Genomic DNA, 16,211 nt, shown 5'->3' with positions numbered 1-16,211 from the left:
ACATGGGCTTTTCACACCTGTGCACAGAGTTGTCCACAGGGGGTGGATAACTCTGGTGATCGTTGGGTGGTAGCGGGGGTGGTATTAGTATTGGCCCCATGGTGCGAGTACCGCTGACGAACGAAGAGCGCGAACGTGGCGAGCGGCTGGGGCTGGCCCTGCGTGCGGCGCGGGCCGGGCGCAGCATGGCCGACGTCGCGGCGGAGGCCGGGATCTCGGTCGAGACGCTGCGCAAGATCGAGACCGGACGGATTCCCACACCGGCGTTCTTCACGGTCGCCGCGATCGCGGACGCCGTCGACCTCTCGCTCGAAGCCCTGCGAGTGGCTACTGAGCCGCCGAGGCCGTCACTGTCCCAGGCGAGTTAGGCCGCAGCCGCTCCAGGATCTTGTTCCGGTCGTTCAGGAACGCGAAGCCGGGGAGCGGGATCTCGTAGGAGTAGAGGAGCCGTTCGAGGTCGGCGAACTCGTCGGTGTTCAGGTGCAGATCCACGCTGACGGCGTGCGCGGCGAGGACGTCGACGAGTTCCTCCCACTCGCCCGCCCACAGCAACGCGCGGTAGTGCGTGAAGTCCGCCGCCGGGATCCGGTCGGCGAGCTGGTTGAGCACGCGGTCGGCGTAGTAGGTGATCCGGCTGTCGGTCAGGTCCTCCAGCGTCGGGTTCGCCGGGTCCTTCGGGGTGTCCGGATTGCGCACGACGCCGGGGCCGCCGACCGGGTAGCCGGTCCGCACCTGGCCGTCCTCGTCGGCCAGCACCACGACGTAGACGCCGTAGCGTTCCCCGGCGCAACGCCACCGGCCGTTGTACTGGCGGCGTCGTGGCTCGCCGGGAACGTTCGCGACGTCCTCGATCACCGCGATGATCTGCCGGTCGCTCCAGCCGTACGGGAACTCGCTGGTTCCCCGGCGCCCGACGCCCGGTGCGTGCCCGCCACCCACGCGCTACTCCTCTCGTCGCAGAGAGGGTAGCCCGCGAACGGCCGTGAAGAATGCCCCGAAAGCGGGAACGGGGCGGGCCTAGCCCTTCACGGAGAGCACCAAAATGCCGATGACCAGCACATCGACACCGCGGACGAACTGACGCGCCATGCTGAAACCCCGGCCGTCGGTGTAGTCCATTTCCTTCCGGGTCACCGCACGGAGCACGGCCAGCACCGCCAGCGGCACCGCGAGCCACACGACAGCGGGCACGGTGGCACCCACCAGGAGACTCACCGCCGCGAGCAGCGCCGACCAGCCGAGCGCGAGGACCGCGAGCAGCAGCCCGTGCGTCAGGCGCAGTTCCCAGTCGGACGTCGCGAGCCAGCGACGGCGGCCGGGGTTGCGCCACAGCACCCCGAGCCCGCCGCCGAACGGCACCAGCGCGATGAACGCGCCGAGCCCGACCAGGATGGCCGCGGGCAGCGTGGGCACCGCGACCCGCGCGACGGCGACGCCGAGCGCGAGCAGGACCGCCGCGCCGAGATACCGCGTCCGGCCGGCGAAACCGGCCCACGCCAGGCGCAACGCGGTCGGCCGCCGCAGCGACAGCCGTCCGACCGGGGCCGACTCGGGCAGCACGAGCATCGGGTCCATGAACGTCACCGCGACGGCACGCAACACGCGGACGTTCCAGCCCTCGACCAGCGTCAGCCGTCCGGCTCCGGTGACCGGCTCACCGCCCAGCGCGAGACCGCACGCGACGATCAGGACTCCGCCCGCGACGTACTGCACGGTCAGCGGGCCGAGCGCGGCCGCGGCGATCACCAGCCCGGTCACCGCGAGCACGAGCGGGCCCGCGACGTCGGCACGGAGCGCGGTACGGCGCGCCGTCGCGAAGATCAGCACCGCGCACGCGGCCACCAGGGCGATACCGGCGGTCCACACGCCCCGGCCGCCGCCTCCCGCGGCGACGACCAGCGCGACGGCGTAACCCGCGGCGAGCACGACCGCCGACCACACGACGAGCAGCCGGGCGCCGACCACCCGGCGCCGATCGGCGCGGGCGAAGTCGAGCCAGGTCAGTTCGGCCGGTTCGGCCCAGACGAACCCGCGCCGCAGCATGACCCGCCACGCGAAGGCCAGGCAGATCGCGAGCAGCCCCAGCACCGCCGGGAAGTCCGCTGTGGACTGTCCGAAAAGGATTCGATGCCACCGGTCGAGATTGAAGAACGCGGTGAAGAGGAAGCCGAAACCGAACAACGCGTAGAAGGTCCCGTAGTCCCCGCTGAAGATCCCGCCGAACCGCCGCCTTCCCGGCACGCGCGTCCGGACACCGAGCGTCACCATCAGAACAGCTCGAGGACGCTGTCCGCGGCTTCGAGCAGCGGTGGATGGTGCGTGGCCAGCACGACGGCCGCGCCCGCCGCTGTCGACCGGCCGATCAGCTCGACCAGCCATTCCTTGCCCGCGACGTCCAGTGCGCGCTCGGGCTCGTCGAGGATGAGCACCTGGTGCGGCCGCGCTGTCGCGCCGAGCAGCAGGAGACGGCGACGCTGGCCCGCAGAGAAACTCCCGGCGGTCACCTCCGCCCGCTCCTCGAGCCCGGCGTCGGCGATGAGCGCGCCGAAGTCGCCGAGGTCCGCTCCGAACGTCCCGGCCAGCAGCTCCAGGTGCTGCACCGGGGTCAGCTCCGCGAAGAAGTCCGAGTCGTCGAGCAGCACGGACACCTTGCGGCGGAAGGCGACCTTGCGCTCGTCCGGCGGAGCGCCGTCGACGAGCACCCGGCCGCGCTGGGGTTTCTGCATCCCGTAGAGACAACGCAGCAGTGTCGACTTGCCCGCCCCGTTCGGCCCGACGATCACCGCGCATTCGCCGGCGTCGACGGAGAAATCCAGCTCGTCGAACAGCCAGACGTCGCCGGCGCGGACGCCGATCGCCCTCGCGTCGATCATCGGCCGCGCACCAGTTCGAGCACCGGCGCCAGCCTGGTGAAATGGCGTTCCAGCACGCTGACATAGCTGAACCCGAAGCGCGCGCGAGTGGCGACGAGCTGCTCGGCGATCTGCTCCGGCGTGCCGATCAGCGCGGTCGGCACGTCCGCCAGTTGTTCGATGGTCAGCTCTCCCTTGATCCGCTCGCGTACCTTTTCCAGCCCGGCCTTGCGATCCTTGGTCACCTCGACGTAGCGGGGAGGCAGGTTCAGCTCGGCATCGCGACCGCCGAGCTTGTCGCGGACGAACTCGACGCGCTCGCCGATCGTGGCCGCGTCGACCGGAATCAACGTCCGGGTGTCGGTCTTCCGCGTGCCGGTGAAGCCGATGATGTCGGCGTGTTCGGCGGCGAGGGTGAGCACGCGGTCGCCGAGCCCGGCGATCAGCAGGGGCGGACCGGGCGATTGGACGGGCGCGGGTTCGTGCTCCTGGTCGGCGAACAGCCGCTTGAGTGTCTTGATCGTGTGTTCCAGCGTGTCGACGCGGTTGCCCGCGCTCGTCCACGGGATCCCGGCGTCGTCGAATTCCGCCTTGACGTACCCCGCGCCAAGGCCGAGTTCGAGGCGGCCTTCGGTGAGCTGGTCGGTGCCGGCGACGTCCCGGGCGAGCAGGACGGGGTTCCAGAAACCGGCGTTGAGCACGAAGGTGGTGAGGCGCACCCGCTCGGTCACTTCGGCCGCGAGGGCCAGCGCCGGAAAGGGCGAGGCCATGCCGAGGTGGTCGGCAACGCCGATGACGTCGTAGCCGAGTTCTTCGGCCTTGCGGCACTTCTCGACCCACGCGGCACGCGATCCGGGCGCGGTCATGGTCACGCCGAATCTGAACGGTCTCACCCCAGCGTCGGACATGGTCCTCACGGTACTCACCCGAACGCGGGAGATGTCTACGACGGTAAACACCGGCGCCGCGACTTCAACCGGTCGGCAACGCGCGTTACGGCGTGCATCGCAATAGCGTGGTCACATGGCCGAAAATCCAATCGAACACGCCGAACGGCGGCGGCTCGAAGCCGCGCAAGCACTGGTCGACGCCTCGGCGGCGCGGGGTTTCCTGTTGCACAGCGAGGACGAGGTCTTCAGCTGGGGCATCGAATTCCGTGACCGGAAAGGAAAATCGCACGCACTGACCAGTTTCGCCGACAGCAGCGGCTACAGCCTGCACGATTCGGCGCTCAGCGCGGTGGCGAGGGAGAACATGTTCAGGCCGCTGAACCTGACCTACCTCGACGAAATCCATCGCTGAATCGGCTGGTAAAAGCACGAAGGGGACGTCCCTCGCGAAACGAGGCACGTCCCCTTCGATCGGAATCCGGATCAGCCGAGACGCTGGCGCAGGGCGTCGAGCTCGTCACGCAGCGAGCTGGGCACCTTGTCGCCGATCTTCTCGAACCACTCCTCGATCAGCGGCAGTTCCTGACGCCACTCCTCGGCGTGGACGTCGAGCGCGGCCTGGATGTCGGCGAGCGGCTCGGTCAGGCCCTCGGTGTCGAGGTCCTCGGCCTTGGGCACGAAACCGACCGGGGTCTCGGTCGCGTTGCCCTTGCCCTCGACACGCTCGAGCACCCACTTCAGCACGCGCGAGTTCTCGCCGAAGCCCGGCCACAGGAACCGGCCGTCGTCACCGCGGCGGAACCAGTTGACGTAGAAGATCTTCGGCAGCTTGTTCGCGTCGGCGTTCTTGCCGAGGTCCAGCCAGTGCTTGAAGTAGTCACCGGCGTGGTAGCCGAGGAACGGCAGCATCGCCATCGGGTCGCGGCGGACATTGCCGACCGCACCGGCCGCGGCGGCCGTGGTCTCCGACGACATGGTGGCGCCCATGAACACGCCGTGCTGCCAGTCGCGGGCCTCGTTCACCAGCGGCACCGTGGTCTTGCGGCGGCCACCGAACAGGATCGCCGAGATCGGCACGCCCTTCGGGTCGTCCCACTCCGGCGCCAGGATCGGGCACTGCGACATCGGCGTGCAGTAGCGCGAGTTCGGGTGCGCGGCCTTCTCCTCGGACTCCGGCGTCCAGTCCTGCTTCTTCCAGGACGTGGCGTGGGCGGGCTTGTTCTCCATGCCCTCCCACCAGATGTCACCGTCGTCGGTAAGCGCGACGTTGGTGAAGACGGTGTTGCCCTTTTCGATGGTGCGCATCGCGTTCGGGTTGGTGTGCCAGTCGGTGCCGGGCGCGACGCCGAAGAAGCCGAACTCCGGGTTCACCGCGTACAGGCGGCCGTCCTCGCCGAAGCGCATCCACGCGATGTCGTCGCCGAGGGTCTCCGCGCGCCAGCCGGGAATGGTCGGCTGGAGCATCGCGAGGTTGGTCTTGCCGCAGGCGCTCGGGAACGCGGCCGCGACGTAGTGGACCTTGTTCTCCGGAGAGATCAGCTTGAGGATCAGCATGTGCTCGGCCAGCCAGCCCTCGTCACGGGCGATGACCGAGCCGATGCGCAGCGAGTAGCACTTCTTGCCCAGCAAGGAGTTCCCGCCGTAGCCGGAACCGTAGCTCCAGATCAGCCGCTCCTCGGGGAAGTGCGAGATGTACTTGATCGGGTTGCACGGCCACGGCACGTCCTGCTGGCCGGGCTCCAGCGGCGCGCCGACGGAGTGCAGCGCGGGCACGAACTCGCGCTCGGTGCCGTCGGGCGCGACGAACTTGTCCAGCGCGGCCTTGCCCGCGCGCGTCATCACGCGCATCGAGGCGACGACGTAGGCGAAGTCGGTGATTTCGATGCCCAGTTTGGGGTTTTCGTCGCCGAGCGGGCCCATGCAGAACGGGATGACGTACATCGTGCGTCCCCGCATCGAGCCGCGGAACAGCTCGGTCATGGTGGCCTTCATCTCGGCCGGGTCCATCCAGTTGTTGGTCGGCCCGGCGTCCTCCGCGCGCTCGGAACAGATGAAGGTCCGTTCCTCGACACGGGCGACGTCATTCGGGTCGGACGCGGCCCAGTAGGAGTTCGGCTTCGCGTCCAGTTGCACGAAAGTGCCCGCTTCGACCAGTTCCGCGTTGATCCTGGCGGCTTCTTCGTCGGAACCGTCCACCCACACCACGCGGTCGGGGGTGGTCAGCTCGGCGACCTCCCTGACCCAGGACAGCACGCCACTGTGCGTCGTCGGCGCGTTGTCCAGTCCGGGGATGGCGACTGCGGTCATCTCTACTCCTGACTTCCGACGACAAAAGAGCCCACACCGGAACGACGTTGTCCGGATGCGGGCCTCATTGCCGGCGACCGAATGGCTTCGCACACCGGCGGGGAGACCGGTGTGCGGGTTTTGGGATTCCCCGAGAGTAGCCGGATGACCGGCAGGTAACCGAGAGCTGACCTGTCGGTTCTCTCACAAGAACGATAAGGGAATCGATTCAGTCGTCACCGGAACGGGCCATCCGCCGAAAATCCTTCGGTGAGCGAGGCCACAACGCCGGGGCCGGGTCACACATTCGATGCCGAATTGCACCCCGCCGGGTATGGCAAAGGCCCGGCACGCGTGCGCGCCGGGCCCTCGATGAATCGCGGGAATGTGACCTGGATTACATTAATTTGCCATTAGTTGGGGCTGATCCACTGTCCGGTGCCGGAGTCGATCTTGGCCACGCCCTCCAGCGTTTCGGTGCCGGGGCGGCCCCACGCGGCGTCGCTCGCCGGGTCGCCACCGGACATCGCCGCCGACGGCGCGGACTCGGAATCCATGAGGCCGCTGCCGGTCTGCGTCCACTGACCCTTGCCGGTGTGCTCGAAGGTGGTGGTGTGCCCGCTCGCGTCGGTTTGCACCGCGATGTCGGCTTCGCCGTCGCCGTTCTTGTCGGTGAAGGCGATCGTGCCGCCGTCCTTCGTCTGCACCACGGCGGTGTCGTTGTGACCGTCGTGGTCGGTGTCGATGGTGGCGACGCCGGCGTCGACCTCGCCGCTGGGCAGGTCCGCGTGGATGTGCCCGCCGGAACCCGAGTCACGGCCGGAGTCGTCCCCGCCGGTGTGGTGCCCGCCCGAGTGGACCCACTGGCCGCTGCGCTCGTCGTATACGGCCTGGTCGACGGCGTGCCCGGTGGAGTCGATCACGACGTACTGGTCGGCGACGCCGTCGTGGTTGGTGTCGATGAAGGCCTGCGCGGTGCCGTCGTCGTGCTGGACCAGCGCCGTGTCGTTGGTGCCGTCCTCGTTGGCGTCGTAGTTCACCTCGGCCTGGTAGTCCTGGCCGTCGACGTGGACGGTCATCGCGTTCGGGCCGCTGGCGTCCGCGTCGGTGCCACCGCTCTCGTCGACCCACATGGGTAATCCCCCTTACCGACCGGGTACTGCCGGATGTCGCTGACCTGTTTGTCGAGGATATGACTCACCGTATGCCGGTTCGGTTCCGGTCCACAACAGGTTGTCCACAGACCCACCCGTGTGGTCACGCTCCGGCGCCACCAGGTGCCGGAGCGCGTCTCAGCGGGTGACGGCGAACGGTAGTAAAGGTCCCTCGCTCCCGCCGGGGAGCGGTGTCCGGGTCAGTGGTTGTCGCGGAGCGAGCGGATGTGGGCGAGCAGGGTTTCGGCGCGGTCGCGGCCTTCGCTGACGTCCTTGAGCCGCTTCGAGACGATGGCGATCTTCTTGGCCCGCTCCTGCGCGCCCATCTTGATCGTCTTGTCGACTTCCTTCAGCTCGGCCTCGATGGCGTCGATGCGGCGGCCGAGCGCCTCGTCGAGTGCCATCGACAGCTGCTGTTCGGCCTCGATGAGCTGTTCGGCGACCAGCTGGTCGAGCGTGGAGCGCGCGTCGGCGATGGCCTCGACGAGCCACTGCTTCATGTGCTGTTTGTCCGACGCGTGTTTGCGGGTGCGCGCCATCCACCAGCCGGCGCCGAGGCCGATGATGATCGTCGCGGGCAGCACCACCGGGTTGAGGATGGCGACCCCGGCCAGCGGCAGCGCGGCGATCTTGCCCGCCCCGACACCGCCCGAGATGCCCATGAAGACGAGCAGTTTGTCCTCGGCCGTCGGCGGTTTCTTGTCCGGCGGGCGCAGGACGACCGGCGGGCCGCCCGCCCGCAGGAACTGCGCGCGGATGACGTCGAGTTCTTCCGGTGAGAACAGCTCGGCCAGCGAGACGTTCGTGACCTGGTTCAGCCGCTGGGAAAGCTGCATCGAGATCCGCTGCGACGTCGTCTGCAGCGCGATGTCGACCTGCTGGGGGAGCGCGGCCAGTTCGTCGCGCTTGGCGGCGTCGATCACCTGGCGGAAATGCGACTGCGCGTCCCGCATCTCGCGGCTGCTCTCGTGCCCGATCTCGACGCGGGTGCGCTGGACCTCGGCCCGCAGCTTCAGCTGCCAGCCCCGCGTCGACGTGCGGCGGTCGGCGGTCAGCTGATCCCGGCGTTCCCGCAGCTGTTCGGCCTCGGCCTCGCCGGAGGACAACGCGCGGCTCTCGGCCTGCAGTTTTGCCTTCAGCTCGCCGAGCGCGCTGGACAACGCGCGCAGTGTGTTGGCCTCGCCGAGCATCGCGGAGCGGCCCACTAGGAGTTCCTGCAGCGCGACCTGCAGCGGCGCGATACCGGACTTTTCCCGCAGCATCGCCGCCATCTGCTCGTTCGGCGCCTTCGCCGCGGTCTCGAACATCCTCGCCGACACGGGGTGGAACACCGCGTCGGCGAAGCGGGGCGCGTGCTCGGCGAGCAGCTGGCGGTCGGCCTCCAAGACCTCACGCCAGCCACGGAAGGCGTCCACTTTGGACAGTGCGAACACGACCGTTTCGACCCGGTCGCCGACGTCGCGCAGGAACTGCAGCTCGGTCGAAGTGAACGGCGCCGAAGCATCCACGACGAACAGCAGAGCCGTCGCGCCAGCGGCGGCCTCCTTGGCGAGTTCGCCGTGCATCGAATCGAGCCCGCCGACGCCGGGGGTGTCGACGATCGTGATCCGCTCCAGCAACGGGACGGGCCCGCTCACCTCGACGTACCGCGGCGGGATCTGGCCGGGCGGCAGCTCGTGCGCCGCGGAGACCCAGTTGATCAGCTGGCCGAGGTCGATCGGCACCGGCGCGAGCTGCCCGGGGTAGCACGCCTGCGCACCCCATTGCCCGGCATGTTCGAAGACCAGATACGTCGCTGTCGCGACATCGGCGTCCACAGGGGACAGACCCGGCGCCGAGATCAGGGCGTTGACCAGGGAGCTCTTCCCGCGGTTGGTCTCGCCGACGACCACCACCGACGGACGCCCCTGCCGCGCCTTGCGGATGTCCTCGACCCACTTGGCGGTCTGCGGATCGGCTTCGCGGACGACGCCGAGCAACTGCTCCTGCGCGGCTTTGACCTGCGCGGGCAGGGTCGGCGCGCTGACCGGAGCGTTCACGGTGCCTTCTTCGCGTACACCGTGACGATGGGCGCGCGCAGCAGCTTGCCGTGATCGGCGAATCCGGCGACCTCGGTCTCGGCGACGACGCCGTCGAGCGCGGGATCCTCGGTCGCGACGGCGCCGCCCGCCTCGTGCTGTGCCGGGTCGAACCGTTCGCCGTCCGGGCGCAGCGCCTGGACGCCGATGCCGGCGAGGCCGTGTTCGAGCCGTTCGACCACGCCGCCGCTGCGGGCGCGGTCCAGTGCGTAGAGGCAGAGCTGGATCAGCGTCTGGCGGTCGGCGAGTGCGCGCTCCAGGTCGGCGGAATCGACGTGCGCGGCTACGGATACGGCGTCCACATCGGGCTTCGACGCGTCGTCGGCGTCTTCGGTTCCCGCGCGATCGGCTGCCTCGATCACGGCCGCGGCGATCTGCCCCGTCGGCTCGTCGGTGTCCTCACCGCCGCCCTTGCGAAACCACGCCATCGCGACCCCCGTCCGGAACCCCGTCACTCCGGGGAGATTCCACCAGTCTGGGGCATCTGCGCGCCACCGGGGGCCGAAACCGCGGAATCCGGGCGCAGGAACCGCGTCAAGATCACCTTGAGCATGGCCCGCTCGGCGGCGACGTCGAGCTCGGGATCCATGTTCGCCCGGCTGATCAGCGCGTCCATGAGCGCGGTGATCCAGTTGGCGGCGGACAGTGGCGGGATCGACGCGTCGATCAGCCCCGCGTCGGCGGCGCGCTGGACGAGCACCTGGAGCCCGTCACGCGTCGCGGCCTCGTTGCGCCGGATCAGCGCGGCGAACTCCTCGTCCCGCGCGGCCTGCGCGGCGACCTCGAGCACGAGGCGGACGAGGATCGGCTCGGCGACATCGGCGGAGAGCCGGTCGACGACGTCGAACAACGCCGCGAGCGGATCCTCAGCTTTCGCGGCCTCGGCGAGGAATCCGGCGGTTCGCTCCCCGTCCTCGGCGAAGATCGCGACGAAGACCGCGCGTTTGGTGGGGAAGTAGTGGAAGAGGCTGCCCGAGGAGATGCCGGCGGCACGGCAGATGTCCGCGGTCGTCGTCTTCTCGAAGCCCTTCTCGGCGAAGCACCCGACGGCCGCGTCGAGAATCGCCTGGCGCTTGGCCGCGTGCTTGGCCGGGTCGACCTTTCTCATCGCTCCGCCGGCGGCTCGTCCAGCCAGGGGAAGCCATGGCCGGTGAAGCCCTTCGCCAGGTCGGTTTCGGATAGGTCGGTCTTCTCGCGCACGAGTTCCCTGCCTTCGACGCCGAGCAGCACGAGTTCCTTGTCGTCCTTGAACACCGCGGTCACCTCGGCCTCGATGCGCCGCTTCTTCTTGCCCCGCTGGAGCCGGACGCTGCCCGGCGCGACGGTCACGATCAGCCGCTGGTCCGCCCAGACCGCGGCGAACAGCCAGCCCGCGACCAGGCCGAGGACGAGCAGGCCGACCAGCGCCCACGGTTTCGGGATCTGCGCGATCAGCTGGAACGGCTTCTGCCACGGGAACCAGGCGAGCGAAACCACCCAGCTCGCGATGGCGTAGAGCCCGCCGCCGATCGCGGCGCCGACCAATGGGCACACAAACCACGAACCCTGGCGAACCCACCCAGGCTCGTCGATGACCGTCTCCATACCGGACATTATTAGACCGGCCGCTCGGTTTATCAAACTCGGGTCAGACGAGCTCGTCGATCACCTCGCGCAGCGCGGCCTCCAGCCGCGGCCCGTCCTCGGCGAATCGCGACGACACCAGGACCTGGTCCTCGGCCGCCCGCAGCCACACCGGCCCGGCCACGGAGATCTCGATGACCGCGAGCCGGAACGGGTACGCGCGCCTGCCGAGCCGGACCTCGGCCTCCCGGACCAGCTGGCCGAGGCGTTCGCCGGCGACGATCTGGCGGCGGTAGAACCCGGGTGCCCACGGGTCGCCCTGCCGCTCGCCGGCGCCGCGGAACGCCGGTCCGCGCGAGGAGGCGAAATGCCGCGACGCCGGCGCGGTGAAGTACTCCATCGCGTGCCGCATCGCGGCCCCGTCGCCCAGCCCGCCGCGCCGGAAGCGGCCGCGCGGGTTGCGGGGGTCGGGATCGTCGCGGACCCGGAGGAACCCGAGCAGCTCGGTCCACCAGCCGGACCAGTCACGCTGGATCGCGGCCCGGTCGAGTCCCGGTGGGATGTGCACCGGCACGTCCGGCTCGACCGGTGGCAGCACCGGCCCGTCTTCCACGGACAGCGCGAGGGCGTCGCGCACGTACAGCGCGACGTCGACCTCGGACTCGCTGCCCCAGCCGACCCGCCAGGACGTCGTGTTTTCTAGGCGCACAAAATCCAATGTACGCCGGGAAACCACCGGTTCACGCCGCGTTCGCGCTGGTACGCAACCAGGAATAACGTCTCAGCCCTGCGGCTCGCGAATCTGTTGCCAGATCAGGAAGTACGCCCGGTGCACGACGTGCGCGACGCGGCTTTGCGCCGGTGTCGCACCGAAAGACGCGAACGAACGCCACCAGCCCGCCCGTTCCAGCGCGTGCGCGGTGAGTTCGGCGCGGCCCGCGCCCGGCATGCCGAGCTGCGCGCCGATGTCGGCGTTGCTGCCGACCCGCAGGACCTCCTCGGTCAGGTCCTCCGGCATGTCGACCGCACCCGACGCGACCAGCGTCAACGCCTCCAGCAACCGCAGCTGGTGCGCCTCCGGCTTGGCGAGCAGGACCTCGATCGCGTCGTGGACCCGCTGGCGTTCCGCGGGATCGCCGGAGGCGTGCGCGAGCGCGGTGACCGAGGCGAGCGCAGCCGCCGCCTTGATCCCGTCGGCACGAGCGGCGAACACGATCGACAGCCGCTGCCGGACGGCTTCGAGCCCGGAAGCGTCGAGCAGCACCCGCCGCAGCGCGCCCGCGGTGATGCCCGGCTCCGCGCGGATCGCCTCGACCGCGCGCCGGACGCCGAACAGGTCGAGCTTTTCCAGCAGCCGCAACCGGGTCCCGGCGGGGACGTCGCATTCCCAGCTGGTGAAGATGTCCGCCGAGATCAGCATCGTCTCGAGGATGTCCTCGTCGAGTTCGGCGAGCTGCCGCAGTGCCTCGGCGTCGGCCGAGGTGAAACCGCCGGACTCGGCCGATTCCGCGATCAGGCCGATGACCGGGAGGACGTCGGCGACGCGCGGTTTCAGCGTGCTCGCCTGCTTCTCGGCGAGCATCGTGGCGGCCTTCCACACGTCGCCGCCCGCGCCTTCGACCGATTCGGGCGCGATCGTATCGGCCTTGTTGAGCACCGCGATCGCGTTCACCGGGCCCGCCTCGCGGCTCGCGGTGGCCGCGGTGAACGCGGCGAGGGCCTGCTGGTCGTCGGCGCGGACGCCCTGGGTGACGACGTACAGCACCGCCTCGGCGCCCGCGACGGCGCTGCGCGAGGTGTCGTCGAGCTCGTCCGAGCCGTCTTCCTCTTCGTCGTCGTCCTTGCGGTGTTTGGCCGCGCCCAGCAGCTGTTCGGTGCGGGACACCGACGCGGCGTCGAGCGAACCGAGGCCGGGGGTGTCGATCACCGTCATGCCCTGCAGGACCGCGTTGGTCAGGTAGGCCTCGATGTGCGAGACCTGGTCGATGTCGACGCCGAGTTCGGCGGGGATCATGCCGTCCGCGGCGAAGGGCAGCACCTGCTTGCGGCCGTCGGTGAAGACGATCTCGACGCGGTCGACCGTGCCGTACTGGAACCGGGTCACCAACCGGGTGCACTCGCCGATGTCCGTCGGTGCGACGCGGCGGCCGATCAGCGCGTTGACCAGCGTCGACTTGCCGGACTTGATCCGGCCGGCGACCGCGACCTGCAACGGGCCGCCGAGCCTGCGCAGCACCTCGGCGAATCCGGCCGCGGTGCGTGGCGAGACCTGCGACTGGAGCCGGTGGCAGAGGTTCGCCACCGACATCGACAGCGGGCCCGCGAGACGCCCCTGTTCCGCCGCTGACGTCACGAAGTCCTCCCCTCCCGAAAAGTCGCGCGCACCGAATCGTGCCATGCCCGTCATCCTCGGGTCGCACCGAAGGTGCTACCGCCGACCGACGCGCCGGGGCCCGGCGGGGACCTACTGTGTCCAGGTGCGACGGTTCAGTCTCTGGCTGCGTGCTCACCCGATGGTGGGCGACTCCGTGTTGGCCGGGATCGTCGGCTTCATCGACCTCCTGATCCTCGTGGTGGGCGAGCTCGACGGCGAGTCGCTCGGCATGCCGCCGTGGTACGTCGCGCTCCCGATCGACCTCGCGGTCATCCTGGCGCTGGTCTTCCGCCGGAAGTCGCCGCTGTGGTCGGCGTACGTGCTGCTGGTGATGGGCACCATCCACAGCACACTGATGCTCGGGGTCTCCGGAGTGGCCGGGCTGGGGATCAGCATCTACTCGGTGGTCGTCTACGTCGGCCGCCGCCAGGGCCTGCTCTACGTCGCCGCCCTGACCGTGACGAGCGGAGTCCAGCTACTGGCCGAGCGGCCGGAGGACATGGCCGCCTCCGCGGTGATCGCCGTGTTCGCTGCCGCGCTGTGCTGGGTGCTCGGCGAATTCGTCGGCGCCCGCCGCGCGTACGACGACGAGGTGCAGGCACGGCTGCACCTGCTGGAGACCGAACGCGATCAGGCCACCCGGATCGCGGTCGCCGAGGAACGCGGCCGGATCGCCCGCGAACTGCACGACGTCGTCGCGCACGCGGTGAGCGTGATGGTGGTGCAGGCCGACGGGGCGTCGTACGCGCTGAAGTCGGATCCGGAGCTGGCGGAACGCGCGTTGCGGACGATCTCCGAGACCGGGCGGGGTGCGCTGGGCGAGCTGCGACGGCTGCTCGACGTGCTGCGCAACGACGAGGGTGACGGCGAGCCGCGGGTCCCGCAGCCGGACGCGCACGCGCTGGCCGACCTCGCCGAGCGGATGCGGGAAGCCGGGGTGGCGGTGACCCTGGATGTCGAAGAGGATCTGGGCGATCTGCCCGCCGGGGTTTCGCTCGGCGTGTACCGGATCGTGCAGGAGTCGCTGACCAACACGCTCAAGCACGCGGGTGTCGGGGCGAGCGCCGACGTGCGGGTGCATCGCGTCGGCGAATCGGTCGAGGTGCTGGTCCGCGACGACGGCGCGGGGCGGGCGGCGGAACTGGTGTCCGCGACGGCGTCGGCCGCGTCGTCGCAGCGGACCGCGAAGGCCCCGATCCGGCTCAAGGTGCCGGGCGGGAACGGATTGATCGGGATGAGGGAGCGCACGAACGTGTACGGCGGAACGCTGGAGGTCGGCCCCGCCGACGGTGGGTGGCAGGTGCGGGCGGCGCTGCCGGTGAGGTTGACGTCGTGATCCGGGTGATGCTGGTCGACGACCAGGAGCTGATGCGCGTCGGTTTCCGGATGGTGCTGGGCGCGCAGGAGGACATCGACGTCGTCGGCGAGGCCGGGGACGGCGCGCAGGCCGTGCGGCTCGCCGAACAGCTGCGCCCGGACGTCGTGCTGATGGACGTGCGGATGCCGATCCTGGACGGCGTCGAGGCGACCAAGCGGATCGTCGCGGCCGGGACGGCGCGGGTGCTCGTGATGACGACGTTCGACCTGGACGAGTACGTCTACGCGGCACTGCAGGGCGGGGCGAGCGGGTTCCTGCTCAAGGACACCCAGCCCGATCACCTGATCTCGGCGCTGCGGTCGGTGGCGAGCGGCGACGCGGTGGTGTCCCCGTCGGTGACGCGGCGGCTGCTGGACCGGTTCGTCGGCGCGGGCGGGAGCCCGATGCGCGACGCGACCGAGCTCGAGGTGCTCACCGAGCGGGAACGTGAGGTGCTCGTGCTGATCGCGAAGGGCATGTCGAACCTGGAGATCGCCGAGTCGCTGTTCCTGTCCGAAGCGACCGTGAAGACCCATGTGGGCCGGATCCTGGCGAAACTGGAGCTGCGAGACCGCGTACAGGCGGTGGTCCTGGCCTACGAGACAGGACTGGCGAGACCCGGCGTCAGCTGACGTGCCGGGGACGTGCCCCTTGGTCAGGCACGTACCCGGTCCGGTCCGTGGGTCCCGAGAGAATCAGAGTCCCTCGGGGCCCACGGACCCTCAGCGTCCTCGGTGTCCTCAGTGTCCTCGGTGTCCTCAGCGGAACAGCGCCGGATCGGCCGTCGCGGGGTCGACGCCCGCCTTGTGGACCTCGGCCATCCAGCGGCCGAAGTCGGGCCGCGAGCCGTCGACGTCGGTGATCCCGTACTCGTGCATCAGGGTCCACGAGGCCAGCGTCCGGCCCGCGAAGCGCGCGGCGTCGGTCGCCAGCGCCGCGACACCCCGCGCCACGTAGGCCGGCGTCTCCGAGATCGCGAAGTCGACCGGAGCGCTCTTGCCCACCGCGTCACGCCAGGTCTCCTCGGTGACGCCGAACAGGTCGAGCATCGCCTCCGAACGCAGGAAACCCGGGCTGACCGCCAGCCCGGTGCAGCCGTGCTTGGCCAGTTCCGCGCCCAGCGCGCGGCCGAGCGCGCGGATGCCGCACTTCGCTAGGTAGTACGGGATTCCGGCGCCGACGTAGTCGTCGTTGTCGCCGTCGGTGATCTCGAGGACGAGCCCGCCGGGGCGCCGCACCACGAGCGGCAGCAGGCGATGCAGGGCGATGAGATGGGTCTCGACGGCGTTGCGCACCAGCGTCAGCGCATCGTCCAAAGAGGACTCCCAGTACGGCGACTCGAAGTCCGCGAACGGGTCGCCGCCCCAGACGTCGTCGACCAGGATGTCGATCCCGTCCGTGATCCGCGCGCGCAGGGCGTCCACATCGGACACCGAGGTGAAGTCGCAGCGCACCGCGACGCCCTTGCCGCCCGCCGCGTCCACCAGCTCGGCGGTGTCCTCGATGGTTTCGGCGCGTTTCATCGGTGACGACGTCGTCCGCGTCGTGCGCCCGGTGACGTACACCGTCGCGCCGAGGCGGCCCAGCTCCACCGCGATGGCCCGGCCGCAGCCACGCGTCGCGCCCGTGACCACGGCGACCTTGCCCGCCAGTGTTT

The 16,211-nt window shown here is 69.9% G+C and carries 17 protein-coding genes; 4 read left to right on the top strand and 13 right to left on the bottom strand.

The window, feature by feature from the left end; genetic code table 11:
- Window positions 1–98: 98 nt before the first annotated feature.
- Window positions 99–368, top strand: coding sequence for a helix-turn-helix domain-containing protein (locus ACFWX1_RS03425; RefSeq protein WP_378383350.1), 270 nt, complete (start codon window positions 99–101; stop codon window positions 366–368).
- On the opposite strand, the gene ACFWX1_RS03420 is transcribed toward ACFWX1_RS03425, so the two are convergent.
- The 4 genes from ACFWX1_RS03420 to ACFWX1_RS03405 all read right to left on the bottom strand — a co-directional run bounded on the left by ACFWX1_RS03420 (window position 328) and on the right by ACFWX1_RS03405 (window position 3,760).
- The gene (locus ACFWX1_RS03420) at window positions 328–939 is read right to left on the bottom strand and encodes an EndoU domain-containing protein (protein ID WP_378383348.1); all 612 of its coding nucleotides are present in this window, start codon (window positions 937–939) and stop codon (window positions 328–330) included. The two genes, ACFWX1_RS03425 and ACFWX1_RS03420, sit on opposite strands and share 41 nt — an antisense overlap.
- 78 nt (window positions 940–1,017) lie before the next feature.
- A complete protein-coding gene (locus ACFWX1_RS03415; RefSeq protein WP_378383346.1) occupies window positions 1,018–2,268 on the bottom strand; it encodes a hypothetical protein in 1,251 nt (416 codons plus the stop codon).
- A complete protein-coding gene (locus ACFWX1_RS03410) occupies window positions 2,268–2,873 on the bottom strand; it encodes an ATP-binding cassette domain-containing protein (RefSeq protein WP_378383344.1) in 606 nt (201 codons plus the stop codon). Before ACFWX1_RS03410 ends, ACFWX1_RS03415 begins: the two co-directional genes overlap by 1 nt.
- A complete protein-coding gene (locus tag ACFWX1_RS03405; RefSeq protein WP_378383342.1) occupies window positions 2,870–3,760 on the bottom strand; it encodes an LLM class F420-dependent oxidoreductase in 891 nt (296 codons plus the stop codon). Before ACFWX1_RS03405 ends, ACFWX1_RS03410 begins: the two co-directional genes overlap by 4 nt.
- Before the next feature lie 115 nt (window positions 3,761–3,875).
- Here ACFWX1_RS03405 and ACFWX1_RS03400 point away from each other — a divergent pair, with 115 nt between their 5' ends.
- Window positions 3,876–4,154 (top strand): hypothetical protein, encoded by a 279-nt coding sequence (locus ACFWX1_RS03400; protein ID WP_378383340.1) that lies wholly within the window; start codon window positions 3,876–3,878, stop codon window positions 4,152–4,154.
- A gap of 71 nt (window positions 4,155–4,225) precedes the next feature.
- Here ACFWX1_RS03400 and ACFWX1_RS03395 read toward each other — a convergent pair whose 3' ends face one another.
- From ACFWX1_RS03395 to ACFWX1_RS03360, 8 genes are all read right to left on the bottom strand, one after another.
- Window positions 4,226–6,049, bottom strand: a complete 1,824-nt coding sequence (locus ACFWX1_RS03395) for a phosphoenolpyruvate carboxykinase (GTP) (RefSeq protein ID WP_378383338.1) — start codon at window positions 6,047–6,049, stop codon at window positions 4,226–4,228.
- A 392-nt stretch (window positions 6,050–6,441) separates the two neighbouring features.
- Window positions 6,442–7,161, bottom strand: a complete 720-nt coding sequence (locus tag ACFWX1_RS03390) for a hypothetical protein (RefSeq protein WP_378383336.1) — start codon at window positions 7,159–7,161, stop codon at window positions 6,442–6,444.
- A gap of 221 nt (window positions 7,162–7,382) precedes the next feature.
- Window positions 7,383–9,221 carry a dynamin family protein gene (locus ACFWX1_RS03385; RefSeq protein WP_378383334.1) on the bottom strand — a complete coding sequence of 613 codons (1,839 nt, stop codon included), beginning with the start codon at window positions 9,219–9,221 and terminating at the stop codon, window positions 7,383–7,385.
- Window positions 9,218–9,688 carry a nucleotide exchange factor GrpE gene (grpE, locus tag ACFWX1_RS03380; RefSeq protein WP_378383332.1) on the bottom strand — a complete coding sequence of 157 codons (471 nt, stop codon included), beginning with the start codon at window positions 9,686–9,688 and terminating at the stop codon, window positions 9,218–9,220. The genes ACFWX1_RS03385 and grpE overlap by 4 nt, the downstream gene beginning before the upstream one ends.
- Before the next feature lie 23 nt (window positions 9,689–9,711).
- On the bottom strand, window positions 9,712–10,368 hold the full coding sequence (locus ACFWX1_RS03375; protein ID WP_378383330.1) for a TetR/AcrR family transcriptional regulator: 657 nt from the start codon (window positions 10,366–10,368) through the stop codon (window positions 9,712–9,714).
- Complete coding sequence (locus ACFWX1_RS03370) at window positions 10,365–10,844, bottom strand: hypothetical protein (RefSeq protein WP_378383328.1); 480 nt, start codon at window positions 10,842–10,844, stop codon at window positions 10,365–10,367. Before ACFWX1_RS03370 ends, ACFWX1_RS03375 begins: the two co-directional genes overlap by 4 nt.
- Window positions 10,845–10,887: 43 nt before the next feature.
- Window positions 10,888–11,532: a hypothetical protein gene (locus tag ACFWX1_RS03365; protein ID WP_378383326.1), complete on the bottom strand. Its 645-nt coding sequence runs from the start codon at window positions 11,530–11,532 to the stop codon at window positions 10,888–10,890.
- A gap of 72 nt (window positions 11,533–11,604) precedes the next feature.
- Complete coding sequence (locus ACFWX1_RS03360; RefSeq protein ID WP_378383324.1) at window positions 11,605–13,221, bottom strand: dynamin family protein; 1,617 nt, start codon at window positions 13,219–13,221, stop codon at window positions 11,605–11,607.
- 115 nt (window positions 13,222–13,336) lie between these two features.
- Between ACFWX1_RS03360 and ACFWX1_RS03355 the strand changes: the two genes are divergently transcribed.
- Both ACFWX1_RS03355 and ACFWX1_RS03350 read left to right on the top strand, forming a co-directional pair.
- Entirely contained in the window at window positions 13,337–14,533 is a 1,197-nt protein-coding gene (locus ACFWX1_RS03355; protein ID WP_378383487.1) for a sensor histidine kinase, read from the top strand.
- The gene (locus ACFWX1_RS03350) at window positions 14,530–15,186 is read left to right on the top strand and encodes a response regulator (RefSeq protein WP_378383322.1); all 657 of its coding nucleotides are present in this window, start codon (window positions 14,530–14,532) and stop codon (window positions 15,184–15,186) included. Before ACFWX1_RS03355 ends, ACFWX1_RS03350 begins: the two co-directional genes overlap by 4 nt.
- A 126-nt stretch (window positions 15,187–15,312) precedes the next feature.
- Here ACFWX1_RS03350 and ACFWX1_RS03345 read toward each other — a convergent pair whose 3' ends face one another.
- Window positions 15,313–16,206, bottom strand: a complete 894-nt coding sequence (locus ACFWX1_RS03345; protein WP_378383485.1) for an SDR family NAD(P)-dependent oxidoreductase — start codon at window positions 16,204–16,206, stop codon at window positions 15,313–15,315.
- Window positions 16,207–16,211: the final 5 nt, after the last annotated feature.

This window comes from Amycolatopsis sp. NPDC059021 (assembly GCF_042739895.1).
GTDB lineage: Bacteria > Actinomycetota > Actinomycetes > Mycobacteriales > Pseudonocardiaceae > Amycolatopsis.
This window is presented reverse-complemented; position numbering and strand designations above follow the sequence as displayed.

Coding starts and splice junctions, on each gene's coding strand:
- ACFWX1_RS03395 (WP_378383338.1), bottom strand. CDS start 6,049: ATGACCGCAGTCGCCATCCCCGGACTGGACAACGCGCCGACGACGCAC.
- grpE (WP_378383332.1), bottom strand. CDS start 9,688: ATGGCGTGGTTTCGCAAGGGCGGCGGTGAGGACACCGACGAGCCGACG.
- ACFWX1_RS03390 (WP_378383336.1), bottom strand. CDS start 7,161: ATGTGGGTCGACGAGAGCGGTGGCACCGACGCGGACGCCAGCGGCCCG.
- ACFWX1_RS03375 (WP_378383330.1), bottom strand. CDS start 10,368: ATGAGAAAGGTCGACCCGGCCAAGCACGCGGCCAAGCGCCAGGCGATT.
- ACFWX1_RS03425 (WP_378383350.1), top strand. CDS start 99: ATGGTGCGAGTACCGCTGACGAACGAAGAGCGCGAACGTGGCGAGCGG.
- ACFWX1_RS03360 (WP_378383324.1), bottom strand. CDS start 13,221: ATGGCACGATTCGGTGCGCGCGACTTTTCGGGAGGGGAGGACTTCGTG.
- ACFWX1_RS03355 (WP_378383487.1), top strand. CDS start 13,337: ATGGTGGGCGACTCCGTGTTGGCCGGGATCGTCGGCTTCATCGACCTC.
- ACFWX1_RS03370 (WP_378383328.1), bottom strand. CDS start 10,844: ATGGAGACGGTCATCGACGAGCCTGGGTGGGTTCGCCAGGGTTCGTGG.
- ACFWX1_RS03400 (WP_378383340.1), top strand. CDS start 3,876: ATGGCCGAAAATCCAATCGAACACGCCGAACGGCGGCGGCTCGAAGCC.
- ACFWX1_RS03410 (WP_378383344.1), bottom strand. CDS start 2,873: ATGATCGACGCGAGGGCGATCGGCGTCCGCGCCGGCGACGTCTGGCTG.
- ACFWX1_RS03415 (WP_378383346.1), bottom strand. CDS start 2,268: ATGGTGACGCTCGGTGTCCGGACGCGCGTGCCGGGAAGGCGGCGGTTC.
- ACFWX1_RS03405 (WP_378383342.1), bottom strand. CDS start 3,760: ATGTCCGACGCTGGGGTGAGACCGTTCAGATTCGGCGTGACCATGACC.